Origin of the sequence: Deinococcus sp. LM3 (assembly GCF_002017875.1) — a bacterium.
GTDB lineage: Bacteria > Deinococcota > Deinococci > Deinococcales > Deinococcaceae > Deinococcus.
The window spans coordinates 182,476-199,148 of the sequence record NZ_MUFV01000001.1 but is presented as its reverse complement, the minus strand read 5'-3'; the positions used below and the strand labels follow the sequence as shown (position 1 = coordinate 199,148).

The 16,673-nt window shown below is 72.4% G+C and carries 16 protein-coding genes; 7 read left to right on the top strand and 9 right to left on the bottom strand.

Annotated features, from left to right (window positions below; genetic code table 11):
• The first annotated feature begins 220 nt into the window (after positions 1-220).
• Entirely contained in the window at positions 221-844 is a 624-nt protein-coding gene (gene sodA, locus BXU09_RS00930; protein WP_078299828.1) for a superoxide dismutase [Mn], read from the top strand.
• Positions 845-905: 61 nt separating this feature from the next.
• Here the strand turns inward: sodA and BXU09_RS00925 are convergent, their stop codons facing one another.
• The 3 genes from BXU09_RS00925 to BXU09_RS00915 all read right to left on the bottom strand — a co-directional run bounded on the left by BXU09_RS00925 (position 906) and on the right by BXU09_RS00915 (position 3,965).
• On the bottom strand, positions 906-2,396 hold the full coding sequence (locus BXU09_RS00925) for a tripartite tricarboxylate transporter permease (RefSeq protein ID WP_078299824.1): 1,491 nt from the start codon (positions 2,394-2,396) through the stop codon (positions 906-908).
• A complete protein-coding gene (locus BXU09_RS00920) occupies positions 2,396-2,923 on the bottom strand; it encodes a tripartite tricarboxylate transporter TctB family protein (protein ID WP_078299820.1) in 528 nt (175 codons plus the stop codon). The genes BXU09_RS00925 and BXU09_RS00920 overlap by 1 nt, the downstream gene beginning before the upstream one ends.
• Before the next feature lie 91 nt (positions 2,924-3,014).
• A complete protein-coding gene (locus BXU09_RS00915) occupies positions 3,015-3,965 on the bottom strand; it encodes a tripartite tricarboxylate transporter substrate-binding protein (RefSeq protein WP_078299817.1) in 951 nt (316 codons plus the stop codon).
• A 208-nt stretch (positions 3,966-4,173) separates the two neighbouring features.
• Here BXU09_RS00915 and BXU09_RS00910 point away from each other — a divergent pair, with 208 nt between their 5' ends.
• From BXU09_RS00910 to BXU09_RS00900, 3 genes are read left to right on the top strand one after another with little or no spacing between them, the layout of a single operon-like run.
• Positions 4,174-5,784, top strand: coding sequence for a sensor histidine kinase (locus BXU09_RS00910; RefSeq protein ID WP_078299813.1), 1,611 nt, complete (start codon positions 4,174-4,176; stop codon positions 5,782-5,784).
• Complete coding sequence (locus BXU09_RS00905; RefSeq protein WP_240500874.1) at positions 5,781-6,479, top strand: response regulator; 699 nt, start codon at positions 5,781-5,783, stop codon at positions 6,477-6,479. Before BXU09_RS00910 ends, BXU09_RS00905 begins: the two co-directional genes overlap by 4 nt.
• A gap of 49 nt (positions 6,480-6,528) precedes the next feature.
• Positions 6,529-7,488 carry a hypothetical protein gene (locus tag BXU09_RS00900; protein ID WP_240500871.1) on the top strand — a complete coding sequence of 320 codons (960 nt, stop codon included), beginning with the start codon at positions 6,529-6,531 and terminating at the stop codon, positions 7,486-7,488.
• Positions 7,489-7,542: 54 nt separating this feature from the next.
• Here BXU09_RS00900 and BXU09_RS00895 read toward each other — a convergent pair whose 3' ends face one another.
• The 3 genes from BXU09_RS00895 to BXU09_RS00885 all read right to left on the bottom strand — a co-directional run bounded on the left by BXU09_RS00895 (position 7,543) and on the right by BXU09_RS00885 (position 9,297).
• Positions 7,543-7,965, bottom strand: a complete 423-nt coding sequence (locus BXU09_RS00895) for an inorganic pyrophosphatase (RefSeq protein WP_078299809.1) — start codon at positions 7,963-7,965, stop codon at positions 7,543-7,545.
• Positions 7,962-8,339, bottom strand: a complete 378-nt coding sequence (locus BXU09_RS00890; protein WP_078299806.1) for a hypothetical protein — start codon at positions 8,337-8,339, stop codon at positions 7,962-7,964. Before BXU09_RS00890 ends, BXU09_RS00895 begins: the two co-directional genes overlap by 4 nt.
• Before the next feature lie 61 nt (positions 8,340-8,400).
• Positions 8,401-9,297 carry an alpha/beta hydrolase gene (locus BXU09_RS00885; protein WP_078299801.1) on the bottom strand — a complete coding sequence of 299 codons (897 nt, stop codon included), beginning with the start codon at positions 9,295-9,297 and terminating at the stop codon, positions 8,401-8,403.
• Positions 9,298-9,464: 167 nt separating this feature from the next.
• On the opposite strand from BXU09_RS00885, the gene BXU09_RS00880 reads away from it, so the two are divergent.
• The 3 genes from BXU09_RS00880 (at position 9,465) to BXU09_RS00870 (ending at position 13,939) form a co-directional block, all read left to right on the top strand.
• Positions 9,465-10,760: a lycopene cyclase family protein gene (locus BXU09_RS00880; protein ID WP_078299795.1), complete on the top strand. Its 1,296-nt coding sequence runs from the start codon at positions 9,465-9,467 to the stop codon at positions 10,758-10,760.
• Entirely contained in the window at positions 10,757-11,422 is a 666-nt protein-coding gene (gene sdaAB, locus BXU09_RS00875; RefSeq protein ID WP_078299789.1) for an L-serine ammonia-lyase, iron-sulfur-dependent subunit beta, read from the top strand. The genes BXU09_RS00880 and sdaAB overlap by 4 nt, the downstream gene beginning before the upstream one ends.
• Before the next feature lie 87 nt (positions 11,423-11,509).
• Positions 11,510-13,939 (top strand): EAL domain-containing protein, encoded by a 2,430-nt coding sequence (locus BXU09_RS00870; protein ID WP_078299785.1) that lies wholly within the window; start codon positions 11,510-11,512, stop codon positions 13,937-13,939.
• Here the strand turns inward: BXU09_RS00870 and BXU09_RS00865 are convergent.
• Genes BXU09_RS00865 through BXU09_RS00855 form a run of 3 tightly spaced genes read right to left on the bottom strand, consistent with a single transcriptional unit; the run spans position 13,908 to position 16,581 of the window.
• Entirely contained in the window at positions 13,908-14,651 is a 744-nt protein-coding gene (locus tag BXU09_RS00865) for an IclR family transcriptional regulator (RefSeq protein WP_078299779.1), read from the bottom strand. The genes BXU09_RS00870 and BXU09_RS00865 overlap by 32 nt on opposite strands.
• Before the next feature lie 50 nt (positions 14,652-14,701).
• The gene (locus BXU09_RS00860; RefSeq protein WP_078299771.1) at positions 14,702-15,952 is read right to left on the bottom strand and encodes a glycosyltransferase; all 1,251 of its coding nucleotides are present in this window, start codon (positions 15,950-15,952) and stop codon (positions 14,702-14,704) included.
• Positions 15,949-16,581, bottom strand: coding sequence for a TetR/AcrR family transcriptional regulator (locus tag BXU09_RS00855; RefSeq protein ID WP_078299763.1), 633 nt, complete (start codon positions 16,579-16,581; stop codon positions 15,949-15,951). The genes BXU09_RS00860 and BXU09_RS00855 overlap by 4 nt, the downstream gene beginning before the upstream one ends.
• Positions 16,582-16,673: the final 92 nt, after the last annotated feature.

Sequence of the window (16,673 nt, the reverse complement as noted above, 5' to 3'; positions counted from 1 at the left end):
CTAGAGCATTTGCCGGATACCGGCACGCGCCTGGACGCCGCGGGGCCGCGCCGTGCAAGATAACCGTCCACAGGCCGGATCACCGACGGGACAACATGAACCTCCCCTTAACCCGCCGGGCCTCCACGCGGCGGCGCGGCGGCGCGTAAGATACACAGCGGTCGCCGGGAACGGCCCGCACCGTGCGGGACCGTCCACCCGGCCTGTAAAGGAGCTCATCATGGCTTACGAACTTCCCCAGTTGCCCTACGCCTACGACGCCCTCGAACCCCACATCGACGCGCGCACCATGGAAATCCACCACACCAAGCACCACCAGGCGTACATCGACAACGCGAACAAGGCCCTCGAAGGCACCGAGTTCGCTGGCCTGAGCGTCGAGGAACTGATCACCAAACTCGATCAGGTGCCCGCCGACAAGAAAGGCGCGCTGCGCAACAACGCCGGCGGCCACGCCAACCACAGCCTGTTCTGGACCGTCATGGGCCCCCAGGCCAGCGGGCAGCCCAGTGGTGAACTGGCCGACGCCATCACCGCCGCCTTCGGTTCCTTCGACGCTTTCAAGGAGAAGTTCGAGGACGCCGCCAAGACCCGCTTCGGCAGCGGCTGGGCGTGGCTGGTCGTCAAGGACGGCGCGCTGGCCGTCGTGAGCACCGCCAACCAGGACAGCCCCCTGATGGGCGAGGCCGTCGCCGGCGTCAGCGGCACCCCCATCCTGGGCGTGGACGTGTGGGAACACGCCTACTACCTGAACTACCAGAACAAGCGCCCGGACTACCTGAAGGCCTTCTGGAGCGTCGTGAACTGGGACGAAGTCGCGCGCCGCTACACCGCCGCTAAGTAACCCCAACCATTAGCAGACAGGCGCCCCCGACCGTGATGGCCGGGGGCGCTGTCTGGCTCGATTAGCCCCGGCGGGACGCGCGGGCTTTCAGGACAGCCGGGACGATCAGGGCGGCCAGGACGGTCAGCAGGATGAACACCGTCAGGGGGCTCTGCAGGAAGATGGTGGGGTTGCCGTTGCTCTGCTGCAGCGCCGTGCGGAACTGACTCTCGGCGACCGGCCCCAGGATCACGCCGATGATGGCAGGCGTGACCGGGAAGTCGAAGCGGCGCATGCCGTACCCGATCACGCCGAAGATGGCGAGCAGGATCAGGTCGAACACCGAGTTGTTCAGCGAGTACACGCCGACCGTGGAGAACACCAGAATCCCGGCGTACAGGAACGGGCGGGGAATCAGCAGCAGCCGCGCCCAGACGGGGGCCAGCGGCAGGTTCAGGGCCAGCAGCATGACGTTCCCGATGTACAGGCTGGCGATCAATCCCCACACCAGGTCGGCGTTCGTGATGAACAGCAGCGGCCCGGGTTGCAGGCCGTACTGCTGGAACGCGGCGAGCAGGATGGCGGCGGTGGCGCTGGTGGGCAGGCCCAGCGTCAGCAGCGGCACGAGTACGCCCGCCGCGCTGGCGTTGTTCGCGGCTTCCGGCCCGGCGACGCCCTCGATGGCGCCCTTGCCGAATTCCTCGGGGTGTTTGCTGAGTTTCTTCTCCAGGGTGTACGACAGGAACGTGGGAATCTCGGCGCCACCGGCGGGCACCGCGCCGAACGGGAAGCCCAGGGCCGTGCCGCGCAGCCAGGGTTTCCAGGAGCGGCGCCAGTCGTCGCGGGTCATGCTGGCGTTGCCGTCCAGCTTGATGACACTGGCCTTGTCTTTTCGCAGGCGGCTGGCGACGTACAGCGTTTCGCCCACGGCGAACAGGCCGATGACCACGGTCACGAACTCGATGCCGTCGAGCAGTTCCGGGCGGCCCAGCGTGAAGCGCGCCTGTCCGCTCTGCAGGTCCGTGCCGATCAGGCCGATGGTCAGGCCGAAGAACAGGCTGATCAGGCCGCGCAGCGGGGACGTGCCGAAGGTGGCGCTGATGGTCACGAACGCCAGCATGATCAGCGCGAACTTGGCGCTGGGCGGGATCATGACGGCCACGTTGGCAATGGCGGGTGCGGCGAAGGTCAGCAGGATCGTGCCGATGGTCCCGGCCACGAACGACCCGATGGCTGCCGTGGCGAGCGCGGCGGCGGCGCGGCCCCGGCGGGCCATCTTGTTGCCTTCGAGCGCCGTGATGATGCTGCTGCTCTCGCCGGGCGTGTTCAGCAGGATGCTGGTGGTGCTGCCGCCGAACATGCCGCCGTAGTAGATCCCGGCGAACATGATGAACGCACTCACGGGCGGCAGCTTGGCCGTCACGGGCAGCAGCAGCGCGACCGTCAGGGCCGGGCCGATGCCGGGCAGCACGCCTACCAGGGTGCCCAGCGTCACGCCGATCAGCGCCCACAGCAGGTTCATGGGCGTCAGGGCCGTCTCGAAGCCCGCGAGCAGGGAGGCGACGGCTTCCATCACAGCACCCCGTTCAGGAGGCCCGCCGGGAGGGTCAGGCCCAGGCCGCGCGTGAACACCACGTACGTGACGAGCGCCACGATCAGCGCCACGCCCGCCAGCAGCGGCGCGCGCCGCTCACCGAACGCGAAGCCCACCGTGAAGTACATGATGGCCGTGCCGATCACGAAGCCCAGCGGTTGCAGCAGCGCCGCGCCCAGCAGGAACCCGCCCAGGATCAGGGCCGGCTGGCGCAGGTCCGGCCGGGCGTCCGGGTCGGTGTCCTCCTCGGCGGCCGGTTCGGCGCGCCCGCCTCGCAGGACGTTCACGGTCAGCAGGGTGCCCAGCAGCAGCGTGCCGACCGACACGATCAGCGGAAACACGCGCGGGCCGACCACGGCGTTGATGCCGAACGGAATCTGGAGTGTGCCGATCAGCAGCAGCGCGCCCAGCAGCACGACGCCCAGCGCGACCAGCAGGTCCGGGACGCTCAGACCGGGCCGCGCGCCGGCACCTGGGGGGGTGGGTGGAAGGGTGGGGTCAGACATTCAGGACACCTCGAAAGGAGAAGGGGGACACGACAGAGCCGGGCGGGGCGAAGGAAACTCGCCGCCGCCCGGACTGCCGAAACTGTCGGTATTACTTGACGAGGCCGATGTCCTTGAGGACTTCGCGCGTGCGGACCGCCTCGAGTTTCAGGAACACGTCGAACCGGCTGCCGCTCATGTACAGGTCCGTCCAGTTGCGGGTCTTGAGGGTGTCCTTCCAGGCCTTGCTTTTGTGCATCCTGTCCATGGCGGCGACCAGCGCGGCCTTCTGGCTGCTGCTGATGCCGGGAGGGGCGACGATGCCGCGCCAGTTGGCGAGGTCCACGTTGAAGCCCTGCGATTTCATGGTGGGCACCGGAATCCCGGCCTGCGCCTTGGGCGCGCTGATGCCCAGTGCGCGCAGTTTCCCGGCCTTGATCTGCGCCTCGAACTCGCCGTACCCGGCGACGCCCGCCGCGACCTGATTGCCCAGCACGGCTGCCAGGGTCTCGCCGCCGCCGCTGAACGGCACGTAGTTCATCTTTTTGGTATCCACGCCCGCTGCCTTGGCGAACAGGCCGACCAGCATGTGGTCGGTGCCGCCGGCGCTGCCCCCGGCGAAGGCCAGGGCGTTGTTCGCCTTCCAGGCAGTGGCCAGGTCGCCCAGCGTCTTGTAGGGGCTGCTGGCGGGCACCACGATGACCTCGTACTCGCCGGTCAGGCGGGCGATGGGCGTCACGCGGCTCAGGTCCACCTTGGAGGAGTTCGTCTGGATCGCGCCGACCATCACGAGGCCCATGGTCATCAGCAGGTTGCCGTCGCCCCGGCTGTTGTACAGCTGCGCCAGCCCGATGGTGCCGCCCGCGCCGGGCACGTTGAACACCTGCACGGGCTTGGCGATGCCCTCGTCCTGCAGGACGGTCTGGATGGCGCGGCTGGTCTGGTCCCAGCCGCCGCCGGGGCTGGCGGGCGCCATGACGCGCAGGTTCAGGGTCTGCGCGGCGGCAGGGGCGGCGGTACTCAGCAGGGCCGACAGGGCAAGGGCAGCAGTTTTCACGTTCATGGTGAACCTCCGGTGGGTGGGCTGCCGCTCGGATGGGCAGCCGGTCTGGGTTGTCAGTACCCGGCCACCCTACTCCGGCGCCGGGCACGCCGCAAGGGATTTATTGCGTGCAGCACGGCCGTCGGCGCGCACGCAACGCACAGGTGTGAACTCAATGAACGCAACCCGGCGCGCCGGGCGCCGCCGCCTACAATCAGGGACGATACCCATGACCGTGTTTTCCCGCCGCCCCGACCTGCAGGGCCGACTCGTGCGCCTGCACCTGCTGGTGCTGTGCGGCATGACCATCCTGCTGGTCGCCGTGCAGACCACGCACCTGTACTCCGAGGCCCGCGCGCGCCTGGGGGAACGCGCCCTGACCGCCAGCCGCATCGTGGCGCGCATTCCGGTCGTCGTGCAGGGCGCCGGGGCCGGCGTTCAGAACCCGGAACTGAACGCCCGCGTGAACGACCTGCGCCTGGAGGCCGGCGCGGACTTCATCGTGGTGGGCAACCGCGCCGGGGTGCGGCTGGCCCACCCGCTGCCGGAACGGCTGGGCCTCCCGATGGAGGGCGGCGACAACGCCGCGCCCCTGGCCGGACGGGAGGTCGTGAGCGTCGCGCGCGGCAGCCTGGGCCTGAGCGTGCGCGGCAAGGTCCCGGTCTGGCAGGACGGCCGGAGCGGCGGGACCGTGGTGGGCGTCGTCAGCACCGGTTACCTGATGCCGCAGGTGTGGCAACTGGTGGGCCGCGCGCTGGTCAGCCTGCTGCCCTGGTTCGTGCTGGCCCTGGCGCTGGGCACGGTGGGCGCCGTGTGGGCCGCGCGGCGCCTGCGCGCCGAGATCCTGAACCTGGAACCCGAACAGATCGCCGCGCTCGCCCGGCAGCAGCGGGCGGTGCTGGCCGCGCTGCGCGAGGGCGTGCTGGCCGTGGACCGCGCCGGGCAGGTCACGCTGACCAGCGCCCGCGCCGCCCGGATGCTCGGGGACCGCGCCGCGCCCGCCGCCCTGACGGACCTGTGGCCGGAACTGGCGCGGGTCGCCGCGCCCGCCGCGCCGGAACGCCTTCACAACCTCGAACTGACCCTGCGTGGCCAGCCGGTCCTGGTGAACCTCGAACCGCTGGACGGGGGCGGGTTCGTCGCCGTGTTCCGCGACCGGGCCGAGGCGCTGGCGCTGGCCGAGGAACTCACGCACGCACGCGGTTTCGTGGACGTGCTGCGCGCCCAGACGCACGAGTACCAGAACCGCCTGCACGTCCTGTCGGGCCTGCTGCAACTCGGGCGCGGTGACGAGGCCCTGCGCGTCCTGAACGCCGAGATCCACGCCGACGCGCAGTTCCGGCAACTGCTGCGCGACGTGCAGGTGCCCCGGCTGGTCGCGCTGCTGGCCGGCAAGCGCGAGCGGGCGCAGGAACTCGGCATCGACTTCAGCGTCACCGAGGGCAGCAGCCTCGGCCCGCAGTGGGAACGGCACGCCGACACCCTGGTCAGCGCCGTCGGGAACCTCACGCAGAACGCCTTCGAGGCGCTGGCCGGGCAGCCCGGTCGGGTCACGGTCCTGATCGGCGAGGACCCGGAAGGCATGCAGATCGAGGTCGAGGACAGCGGCCCCGGCGTGCCCGCCGACCTGAGCGGCGCGCTGTACACCCGCGGCGCGAGCAGCAAGGGCGAGGGCCGCGGCTACGGCCTGCACGGCGTCATGGGGCGCGTGCAGGCGCTCGGCGGGCAGCTGCGCCACACCCGCCGCGACGGCCGCACCGTGTTCCAGCTGAGCCTCCCGGCCCCCACGCCGCCCACCCTGACCGTCCCCGACGAACCCGGCGTCCGGAGCGGCCCGTGACGCCCACCCTGCCGGTCCGCGTGCTGCTGGTCGAGGACGACCTGCGCGTGGCCCGCGTCAACCGCGACCTGCTGGAACGCGACCCGGACGTGCATGTGGTCGGTAGCGCCGCCACCTGCGCGCAGGGCGACGCCCTGGCCCGCGCCCTGAACCCGGACCTGATCCTGCTGGACGTCCACCTGCCCGACGGCAGCGGCCTGGGCCTGCTGCGCCACTGGCGCGCCCAGGGCCTGACCACCGACGTCGCCCTGATCACCGCCGCCGACGACGAGGCCAGCGTGCGCCTCGCCCTCGCGCACGGCGCGTTCGACTACCTGATCAAACCGTTCACCGGCGCGCGGCTACAGGAACTGCTGGCCCGGCACCGCGCCCGCCGCCAGTCCGGCCCGACCGACACCCGCCTCGACCAGGGCCGCCTGGACCGCCTGCTGGGTGTCAGCAGCCTGCCGCCCGCCCTGCCGCGCGGCATCGACCCGCACACCCTGGAACGCGTCGCGCAGGCCCTCGCGGACGCCGCCCAGCCGGTCAGCGCCGAGGAGATCGGCGAGCAGGTCCACCTCAGCCGCGTGACCGCGTGGCGGTACCTCGAACATCTCGTGCGCAGCGGCCGCGCCCAGCTCGACCACCAGTACGGACAGGCGGGCCGCCCCGCGAAGCTGTACCGGGCGCAGCGCCGACCGCCCTCACCGCCCTGACGCCCGCCAGACCTGAGCGCCACGACTGACCCCTACACTGTGGTTCCGAATGCGTGCCCTGCCCCACCCTCCACTGCTGTCACAGATCCGCCTTCCGGCCCCGCGGCCGACAGGACTGCTGCTGGCGGCCCTGCTGTTGCCCGCGCTGCTGGCCTGCTCGCCACGCCTCTCGCCGCAGGTGACCCGGACCGCCCCGCTGGACCTGACCGGCCCCGCGCCGGACGTGGTGATCCTGAGCGTGTCGGGCCGCTGCGCGCCGTCGTGCGCCGCGCCGCGCGACAACTGGGATTACCTGGGGTCGCGCGGCACGCTGGACGCCCTGGCCGACGCGTTCACCACGCGCGGCCTGAGCGTGCAGGCGCGCGGGTACGCCAGTCACCCCGCCCACACCTTCACGCCGCCCGCCCTGAACGTCCCCCAGCGCGGGTACGCGGCATTGCAGGACGACCTGAACGCCCTGAAACCCTGGCTGGGCGCGCCCCGACCGCCCCGGCTGGTGCTGCTGGGCCACTCGCAGGGCGCGGTGTGGCTACACCACCTGACCCGGGTCAACCCGTCCGTGCCCATCGACGTGCAGATCGACCTGGACGGCATCTGCCTGGGCTGGCGCGGAGATTTCGCCTCCCTGCTGCGCGCGCGGCCGGCCGACCCGTCCCCGCTGGAAGCCTGCGACGTGATCCGCGTGGCAGGCCGGAACCTGAACATCAAGGACGTGGTCTGGCCGAACGTGAAACTGAACCTGGAAGTGCAGAGCAAACGCCTGCCGGCGCGCACGCAGACGCTGGGCCTGCCTGTGAACTACCTGTTCGAACTGACGCCGAACACCCGCCTGGACGGCACCCGCACCGGCCTGGAACGTTTCGTCTCGACCCGTGAGGACCACAGCGCCGTGTCGTACCCGCGCAGCGAGGCGATGGGCTGGGTCACGGGCCGCCTGCTGGCCCTGACGCGCGACTGGACGCCCGCGCCGCCCGGCCCGGCCACCACCGACGTCGGTTCCCGGCCCTGACGACCGCGCCCAGACGACGGTGCTCAGACGACGGTGCCCTCAGACCGTGCCGGTTCAGTGGGAGGTCGGCGGCGTCAGCCCGACCCCGGCCAGCCACGCGGCGGCCTGCTCCGGCCCGAGCAGCTGCGCGCCGCGTTCCGGCGGGAACCAGTCCAGCAGCGCCTGCACGGCGACCGGGTCCGGCGCGGCGTCCGGCCCGGCGAAGATGACCTTGTGATCCCCGTCGAGCAGGTGCAGCAGCCCGGCCGGCGGGAGCGTCAGCTGCGTCCCGACCGGCAGGGGCGCGCCCAGCCACACGGCGTCCACCTCGGCGTCGTCGGCGGGGTTCAGGGTGCCGGGCAGGCAACCGTAATTGACGGGCGCGTTCCAGCGTTCGGTGCGGAGCGGTTCCAGTGTGCCGCCGCGCCAAACGAACCGCTCGCGGGTGCCGGCCGTCCACTCGACCACGCCCGTCCAGGTGCCGCCGGCGTCACTCACGGCGCGACCTCGTACAGTTCGACCTGCCGCAGCGCCGCCCCGCCGAACGACAGGACCGCGCGGTACGTGCCGCGTGCGGGCGCGTCCAGCGTGAAGGTCGCGGCGCGCTGCCGGTCGTCCAGGTAGACGCTGTCGGTGCCCAGTTCGCGGCCCCCGTCGAACCAGCGGACCGTCAGGAAGCCCGGCTCGAAGCGTCCGTCCAGTTGTGCCGTGACGCGCAGCGTGTCCCCCTGCCGGGTCAGGGTGGCGTTCGTGAGCCGCGCGGGCAGGTCCACGTTCACCTGCGCGGGAATCAGTGGCACGAACGCGTAACGGCAGCCGCCCAGCAGCGGCGCGCACGCCAGGGCAACGAGGAGCAGGGCGGAGCGGGACATGCGCCCAATCTACCGCCCCGCCCGTCCCGCCGGATTATCTGCCGATCACTTCAGGCGGCCGTCATTTCAGGCGGCGTTCCTCGATGAAACGGATGACCTGCGCGCGCGTGTCGCCCAGGAACGTCAGCGGCCGGGACATGGCCGCGATGATCGTGATGTGCCCCACGCCCGGCAGCACCTTCAGTTCCACCGGCACGCCCGCCGCGCGCAGGGCGCGTTCCATGTTCACGCCGTTCTGCGGCGCGACCGTGTCGTCGTTCTGCGCGACCAGCAGCAGGTGCGGGGGCGCGTCGGCGCGCACGTGGCGGTCCGGCATGACCTCGTCCGGCGTCGCTCCTTTCGGGAAAGCGACGGCCGACTGGAAGGACCGGAAGTCGAAGGAGTACGGCCCGGCCACGCCGATCACGCCCCGGATACTCCCCACGGGCACGTTCACCTCGGCCAGCCAGCGGGCGTTGTCGACCATCTCGACGGCGTTGAACCCCCCGGCCGAGTGGCCCATCACGAACAGGTTGTCGGGGTTCCCGCCGAGGCCCGTCGCGTCGGCCCGCAGCACCTTCAGCGCCTGCGCGGCGTCCTGCACGTACGACGGGTACACGTTCTGCGGCGCCAGACGGTAACTCATGACGCCCGCCACGTACCCGGCGCGCGCCAGGGACTCACCGACAAACTTGTGACCGTCCTTGTCGCCGCCCTGCCAGGAACCCCCGTGGATGAACAGCACCACCGGCGCGCCCTGCGCGTTCTGCGGCGCGTAGATGTCCATGACGTTGCGGCCGTCCGGGCCGTACGACACGTCACGGTTCACGGTCAGGCCGCCGGTGCTGGTCAGGTTGTTCAGGAAGCCCTGCGCGCCGTCACGCGAGCAGGCGGCCAGGGACAGGCCCAGGGCCAGGGCGCCCGCCCCGAGCAGCAGGCGGCGGGCGGCGGGGCGGCGGGAGTGGGCAGGAGTGCTCATTCGCGCAGGTTAGAGTGCCGTCCGCGCGGGCGGCTGCGTGCCGGGGCACACTCGGCCCTTAGAGGCCCTTGATGCTTTCGCCGCCCCCGGCTCCTGTGGCCCGGCCGGTGCGGGCGGGTGCGGGCGCACACTCGCGCCGGGCCGGGCCGCGCTAGCCTGCGGGCCAGATGACCGCCGACGCCCCACTCCTGTCCGGACCGCCCACGGACGCCCTGATCGTCGGCGCTGGCCCCGCCGGACTGGCCCTGGCCGCCGAACTGACCGCGCGCGGCCTGAGCGTCCGCGTGACCGACCCCGCCCCGCACGCCCCGTTCCCGGCCACGTACGGCGCGTGGCACGACGACCTGCCCGGATGGATGCAGGACTGCGCGGCGCACACCTGGGCGGACGTGCGCGTGCACACCGGGCCGCAGCCCACGCCGCTGCTGCGCCCGTACACCCTGCTGGACAACGCGGGCCTGCGTGCCGCGCTGCTGGGCCGGGCCGGGCCGGGGCTGACCCTCACGGCCGCGCGGGTGGACGGCGCTGTCAGGATGGACGGGGCTGCACGCAGCGGAAACGGCTGGACGGTGCAGGGCACCCAGGACGGCCAGCCCGCCCGCTGGAAGGCGCGCGTGGTCATCGACGCCAGCGGGCACCGCCCTGCGCTGCTGCGGCAACCGGACCGCCACCCGGACGGCGCGGCCCTCCAGACCGCCTACGGGATCGTGGCGACCTTCGACCGGCCCCCCAGCGCGCCCGGCGCGGCCGTGTGGATGGACTACCGCACGCCACACGGGGACCCGCCCGCTGACCGGCGCGGCGGCGCGACGTTCCTGTACGCCATGCACCTGGGCGGCGACCGGTACTTCGTGGAGGAAACCAGCCTGATCGCCCGGCCCGCCCCCACCCGTCAGGATCTGGAAGCCCGCCTGCACGCCCGCCTGCGCGCCCAGGGCACCCCACCGCGCGAGATTCTCAGCGACGAGTGGGTGTCCTTCCCGATGAACACCGCGCCCCCCGCCCCGGACGGCGTGCTGGCCTTCGGGGCGGCCGCCGGACTGGTCCACCCGATCAGCGGTTTTCAGGTGAGCGGCGCGCTGCGGGACGCTCCGGCCGTCGCCGACGCCATCGCCGGGGCGCTGCGGGATGGCCGTGACCCCGCGCAGGCCGGCTGGGACGCCCTGTGGCCCCCGGAACGCCGCGCCGCCCGCGCCGTGCACCTGCTGGGCGTGCAGGCACTGCTGAACCTGCCGCCGCGCGCGCTGCCCGCCTTCTTCGCGGCGTTCTTCGCGCTGCCGCCCGCGCGCTGGCACGCCTTCCTGGACCCGCGCACCCCGCCCGGCCCGCTGGCACGCACGATGTTGCGGCTGTTCGCGCACGCGCCCGCCCATGTGCGCCTTCCGCTGGCCCGCGCGGCCCTGCGCCATGCCGGGACCAGCCTGCACGCCCTGAACGCCGCCGCGCGTACACTGACCGCATGAGCCTCCTGGACATGATCGGCCCCGTCATGATCGGCCCCAGCAGCAGCCACACGGCCGGCGCCTGCCGTCTGGGACTGGTCGCGCACCACCTGCTGGGCGAGGAGGCCCGCAGCGCGGTCATCGACCTGCACGCCTCGTTCGCCAAGACCGGACGCGGGCACGGCACGCACCTCGCGCTGATCGCCGGACTGCTGGGCATGCGGCCCGACGACCAGCGCCTCCCTCACGCCTTTGCAGAGGCGCAGGCGGCCGGGCTGACCTTCGAGTTCCGGGACGCCGACCTGGGCGACGTTCACCCCAATACCGCCCGGATTGCCGTGCGGGGCGACACGCAGGCCGTCACGGTGCAGGGCAGCAGCACGGGCGGCGGCGTGATTCAGGTCGCGCAGGTGCAGGGCCTGGGCGTGAACTTCAGCGCCGCCAGTCCCACCGCGCTGCTGCGCTACTCGGACGCGGTCGGCATGATCGCCCGCATCGCCAGCACCATCGCCGCCGACGCCGTGAACATCGCCACCCTGACCTGCACCCGCGACACGCGCGGCGGGCAGGCGCTGCTGGCCATCGAACTCGATCAGGCCCTGAGCCCCGAGGCGCTGGCGTTCCTGAACCGCTGGCCCGACGTGAACTGGGTGCGGATGCTGCCCAAACTGATGGACGGCTAGCGCCTGAAGGTCACGGAAGTGTGACGTTTCTGTGGTGCGCCGCCCCCTACTGTGAGCGCAGGATCCGCGCTGGCAGGAGGTTCCCCCGTGACGCAATCAGGCCGCTCCGTCCCCACCCCGCCCGGCACGCTGCTTGGGCAGTTGCAGGCGCTGGAAGCCGCGATGTACCACACGCCGGAACGCTCGCAAGGCGAGATCGCGGCCCTGCTGCGCCGCGCGGAGGCGCAGGGCGACCGGGCAGCCCGCGCGCAGGCGCACCTGCTGCTGGCCGGGTGCGCGCTGTACACCGGGGACCTGCCGGCAGTCCTGACGCAGATCAGCCACTGCCTGCCGCTGGCGCGTGAACTGGGCGACCCGCAGACCGAGGCCCGCGCCCTGAACGGCCTGGGCCTGGGACACGACCGCCTCGGGCAGTACGATCAGGCGCTCGAGGCGTTCCTGCACAGCCTGCGAATCACGCAGGACACCGGGGACCGCATGGGCAGCTTCCGGGCGCTGAACAACCTCGCGAGCCTGTACACCGACACCGGCAATACCACGCAGGCCCTCGCCTTTCACCGGCAGGCGCTGGAGATCGCCGAGGCGCTGCGCTCCCCGGTGATGCTGGCGTCCTCCATGACGCACCTGATCGCCATTCGCGACCAGATGCACCGCAGCGAGGAAGTCCTGACCCTGGCCGCCGAGCACCTGGACGTGATCCGCGAGTCCGGACCGCCCCGCTGGACATCCACCGTGCAGGAGTGCGTGAGCCGCGCCCTGCTGCGCCAGGACCGCCCCGAGGAGGCGCTGCGCGTGGCGCTGGACGACCTGAACGCCAACCGCGCCCGGCAGGACCTGGAAGCCGTGTGCCGTCAGGGCGTCACGGCCGCGCGCGCCCTGCTGCGCCTGAACCGCCCCGACGAGGCCGAACCGCTGCTGCGCGAGAGCCTGCGCATCAGCCGCGAGGCCCGCACACGGCCGCAGGAGGCGCTGGCCCTGGAAGCCCTCGCCGAGCTGTTCGAGCAGCAGGGCCTCCACGCGCAGGCCCTGAGCGTCGCCCGCGAGCACTTCGACCTGGAACGCCAGATGCACGCCCGCGAGGTCGACGCCCGCTCGCAACTCCTGACCGCCGAGATCCGCCTGGAACTCCTGAACCGCGAGGCGGAAATCGAGCGGCTGCGCAACGTGGAACTCGCGCAGGCCAACCGCGCCCTCCAGGAGACGCAGCAGGTACTGCTGCACCGCGCCACGCACGACCCCCTGACCGGCGTCGCGAACCGCGCGCACTTTCATCAGGTGACGCACGACACGCTGGGCAGCCTGGAATGCGGGCAGCAGGCCGCGCTGATCTTCATCGACCTGGACCGCTTCAAGCAGGTCAACGACACGTTCGGGCACCCGGCCGGGGATAACCTGCTGCAACAGGTGGCCCGCCGCCTGGGCGAGAGCGTGCGCGGCACCGACCTGGTGGGCCGCATGGGCGGCGACGAGTTCACGGTGCTGCTGAGCCGCGTGACCGCCCGCGAGGACGTGACGCTGGTCGCGCAGAAACTCGCGGACGCCCTGGCCCGCCCGTTCACGCTGGGCGGGCAGCGCGTGAACATCACGGCGTCCGTGGGGTGCGCCGTGGCCCCCGCCGACGGCACGGACGCCGGGGCGTTGCAACAGCACGCCGACCTCGCCATGTACCGCGTCAAACGCAGCGGCGGGAATCAGGTCCTGCACTTCGAGGCGCAGATGGGTGAACCCGGTGAGCGGCAACAGCTGGAACGCGACCTGCGCGGCGCCTGCGAACGCGGCGAGATGCGCCTGCACTACCAGGGTCGCCACGACCTGTGCGGCCGGCGGCTGGCGGGGTTCGAGGCGCTGGTCCGCTGGGAGCACCCCACGCGCGGCCTCGTGCCGCCCGGTCAGTTCATTCCGCTGGCCGAGGACAGCCGCGCCATCCTGAACATCGGAGAGTGGGTCCTGCGCGAGTCGTGCGCGCAGGCCGCCGCGTGGGACTTCGAGCCGCGCGGGCTGTGCATGTCCGTGAACGTCAGCCCCCTGCAATTCGAACTGCCGGACTTCGTGCAGACCGTCCGCAGCGTGCTGGAGCACACCGGCCTGAATGCCCGGCACCTGATCCTGGAAGTCACGGAGAGTCTGGTCATGCACGACCTGGAACGCGCGCAGACGCATGTGCGGGACCTCAAGGCGCTGGGCGTGCAGATCGCCATCGACGATTTCGGCACCGGGTACAGCAGCCTCAGCATGTTGCAGGCGCTCCCGTTCGATCAGTTGAAGATCGACCGGTCGTTCACGAACGCCCTGACCGGCCCGCGCGGCCCCAGGGTCACGGCCCTGATGACCGCCATGATTCAGCTGGCGCAGACGCTGGACATGACCGTGACCGTCGAGGGCATCGAGACCGAGGAGCAGCGCCGGATCCTGGCCGGACTGGGCTGCGACCACGCGCAGGGATTCCTGCTGTCGCGCCCGCTGCCGCCCACGCAGGCCGCCGAACTCATTCCGGACGCCACCCCAGCTCCCAGCTGACCGCGTCCGCCGCGTCCCGCAGCGAGCGCAGCGGCGCGTCCCGCCCGCGCAGCGCCTGCGTGGGCAGACTGACGCCCAGCGCGGCCAGCACCCGCCCGCCCGCCTCCCGCACCGGCACGGCGAGACTGGCGGTCCCGACCGCCCACTCGTCCGCCGTGACCGCGTACCCGTCCCGGCCGATCGCGGCGGCCTGCGCCTCCCACGCCCGCCCGTCCGTGACCGTGTGCGCTGTGAACGGCGGCGCTCCCGCTGGCAGGGGCCGCCCGGCCAGCGCCAGCAGCAGTTTCCCGCTGGCGGTCGCGTGGGCGGGCAGCTCGAAATCCAGTTCTCCCGCCACGGGCGGCCCGTCCCGGCCCTGCACGCTGCGCGCCACGCACAGCACCCGGTCCTCGCCGTCCAGCACGCACAGGAACGCCAGACAGTGCGTGCCGCGCGCCACGCGCTCCATCGCCGCGTGCGCCGGGGCGTACCAGGGCAGGCTGCCGTACAGGGCGCTCGACAGTTTCAGCAGCCGCCAGCCCAGCCGGTAGCGGCCCCGCCCCACTCGCACCAGCAGGCCCGTCCCACACAGCGCCAGCAGTTGCTCGTGCAGGGTGCTGGTCGGCACGCCCAGCTGCCGGGACAGGTCCGAGAGGCGCCACTCGGTGTGATCCGCGTCGAAGGCACTCAGCACGTCCACCGCGCCGGACAGCAGGGAAGAGGATGATGCCACGGGCGCAGAATGGCACGATTCCGACAGGACCGGAAAGTTATCGCGGGGAGCTACAGCTTCAGTCCCGAGATTACTTTCGCCGCGCGCGCCACGCCGTCCTCCGTGCGGATGCGGGCGCCAAGGGCCGCCGCCCGTTCCTTCATGCCGGCGTCCGTGACGGCGCGCGTCAGGGCGTCCGCCAGCGTCCGCTCGTTCAGGGCGCGGCGCGGCACCGGGGCAGGCCCCACGCCCAGCCTCTGCACACGGTCGCCCCAGAACGGCTGATCCCCGAAGAACGGCACGACGACATTCGGCACGCCCGCCGCGAGGCCCGCCGCCGTCGTGCCCGCCCCGCCGTGATGCACCACGGCCGCCACGCGCGGGAACAGCCAGTCGTGCGGGACGCTGTCCGTCACGAACACCGAATCCGGCACGTCGGCGGCGCTCAGGCCACCCCAGCCGCTCAGGAGGACCGCCCGCTGCCCGCTGCGCTCCAGCGCCCGCACGACCGCGCGGGTGGTCGCCGGCGGGTCCGGGGTGGTCATGCTGCCGAAGCCGATGGACACCGGGGGAGGGCCAGAATTCAGGAACGCCTCCAGCGCGGGCGGGGGCGTCCAGGCCTCCTGCGGGAGGAACCAGTAGCCGGTCAGGTGCTGCGCCGCGTCCCAGTCGGCGGGGCGGGGCAGGACCGCCGGGCTGATGCCGTGCAGGGTCGGCAGGGGCCGCAGCGGGCGCGGGCCGAGCAGCGGGGCGGGAGAGAGGCCCAGCACCTCGCGCCGCGCGCGCGAGTCGGCCGAGCGGAACATCTGCCACATCACCTGCCGCGTCAGGACGTGCGACAGGCGGTTCGCCCAGCCGCCCAGCCGCGCGGTGGCCGGCGGGAAGATCGCCCCCGGAAAGGCCCGCGTGGGATGGAATGGCACCACGTGCGCCTCCACGAGCGGCATACGCAGCTTCTCCGAGAGGGCCTGCGCGACGTTCAACCCGCCGATGCCCGCCACGAGCAGGTCGGCGTCCCGCGCGGCCACGAGGCCGTCCTCGGCCCACAGCAGCGCCCCCTGCTGCGTGGCGCGGGCGGACACCCGGTTGATCGCCAGCATGTTCCCGCCCGCCAGCGCGGCGCGCATCTCGGGGCTGTTCACGACCTCCTGCACGTCCCCGCGCATCGGGGCGAACTCCAGACCCGCGCCCGTCACGAGCGCGCGGAACGCCTCGTGCGAGGCGAGCCGCACCGCGTGCCCCGCCCGGCGCAGCCCCAGCCCCAGCGCCACGTACGGCTGCACGTCCCCGCGCGACCCCAGCGCGATCAGCGTGACCCTCACGCGCGCTCCGCTGCGAGCAGGGCCAGCAGCACGTCCGCCACGCGCGCCGCCGTCACCTGCGGATCGGGGAGAGGATCGCCCGACAGCGCGCCCCGCACGCAGTGACCCAGCACCAGCGTCAGGCCGGTGCGCAGCAGCTCGCCGGTGTCCACGTCACGCAGCTCAGGCCGAGCCGAGAGGGCCTGCGCGCCCAGGTCCGCTGTCCCGTTCAGGCCCTCGGCGAACGCGCGGCCCAGGTCGCGGCGGATCAGGCCCTCGGACAGGATCACGCGCAGCAGCCCCGCCTCGTCCTGCGCCAGCGCCGCCAGTGGCGCGGCCAGGAACGCCCGCAGGAAATCCCGCAGGTTCAGTGCCGCCAGCGCCGCCGGATCGAGCGAGTCGCGCGCCTGCTCCCCCAGGGCGCCGAACAGGCCCAGCAGCAGGTCGTCCTTGCTGCGGAAGTGATGGTAGAGGGTGCCCTCAGCCAGTCCCGCCTGCCGGGCCACGGCGCGCATGGTCGTGCGGTGAAAGCCGTCCTGCGCGAAGCAGACCTGCGCTGCGTGGAGGATGGTGGCCCGCCGCTGGGGGTCGTCTGCCGGGCGGGGCGAGGTCCGCTTCGCCCGTTCATTCCCGTCCGAGTGAGTGTTCACTCATTCAGAATGCTGCATGTGCTGACTGATAGCAAGGGAGGCGGGTCGCTTTCCGGGCAGACCGGAAAAGGCGATTGCGGGAGGCAGATGGC

Bases quoted from the DNA above. Each gene is read 5' to 3' on its own strand.
- sodA (WP_078299828.1), top strand. From the start codon at position 221: ATGGCTTACGAACTTCCCCAGTTGCCCTACGCCTACGACGCCCTCGAA.
- BXU09_RS00925 (WP_078299824.1), bottom strand. From the start codon at position 2,396: ATGGAAGCCGTCGCCTCCCTGCTCGCGGGCTTCGAGACGGCCCTGACG.
- BXU09_RS00920 (WP_078299820.1), bottom strand. From the start codon at position 2,923: ATGTCTGACCCCACCCTTCCACCCACCCCCCCAGGTGCCGGCGCGCGG.
- BXU09_RS00915 (WP_078299817.1), bottom strand. From the start codon at position 3,965: ATGAACGTGAAAACTGCTGCCCTTGCCCTGTCGGCCCTGCTGAGTACC.
- BXU09_RS00910 (WP_078299813.1), top strand. From the start codon at position 4,174: ATGACCGTGTTTTCCCGCCGCCCCGACCTGCAGGGCCGACTCGTGCGC.
- BXU09_RS00900 (WP_240500871.1), top strand. From the start codon at position 6,529: ATGCGTGCCCTGCCCCACCCTCCACTGCTGTCACAGATCCGCCTTCCG.
- BXU09_RS00890 (WP_078299806.1), bottom strand. From the start codon at position 8,339: ATGTCCCGCTCCGCCCTGCTCCTCGTTGCCCTGGCGTGCGCGCCGCTG.
- BXU09_RS00885 (WP_078299801.1), bottom strand. From the start codon at position 9,297: ATGAGCACTCCTGCCCACTCCCGCCGCCCCGCCGCCCGCCGCCTGCTG.
- BXU09_RS00880 (WP_078299795.1), top strand. From the start codon at position 9,465: ATGACCGCCGACGCCCCACTCCTGTCCGGACCGCCCACGGACGCCCTG.
- sdaAB (WP_078299789.1), top strand. From the start codon at position 10,757: ATGAGCCTCCTGGACATGATCGGCCCCGTCATGATCGGCCCCAGCAGC.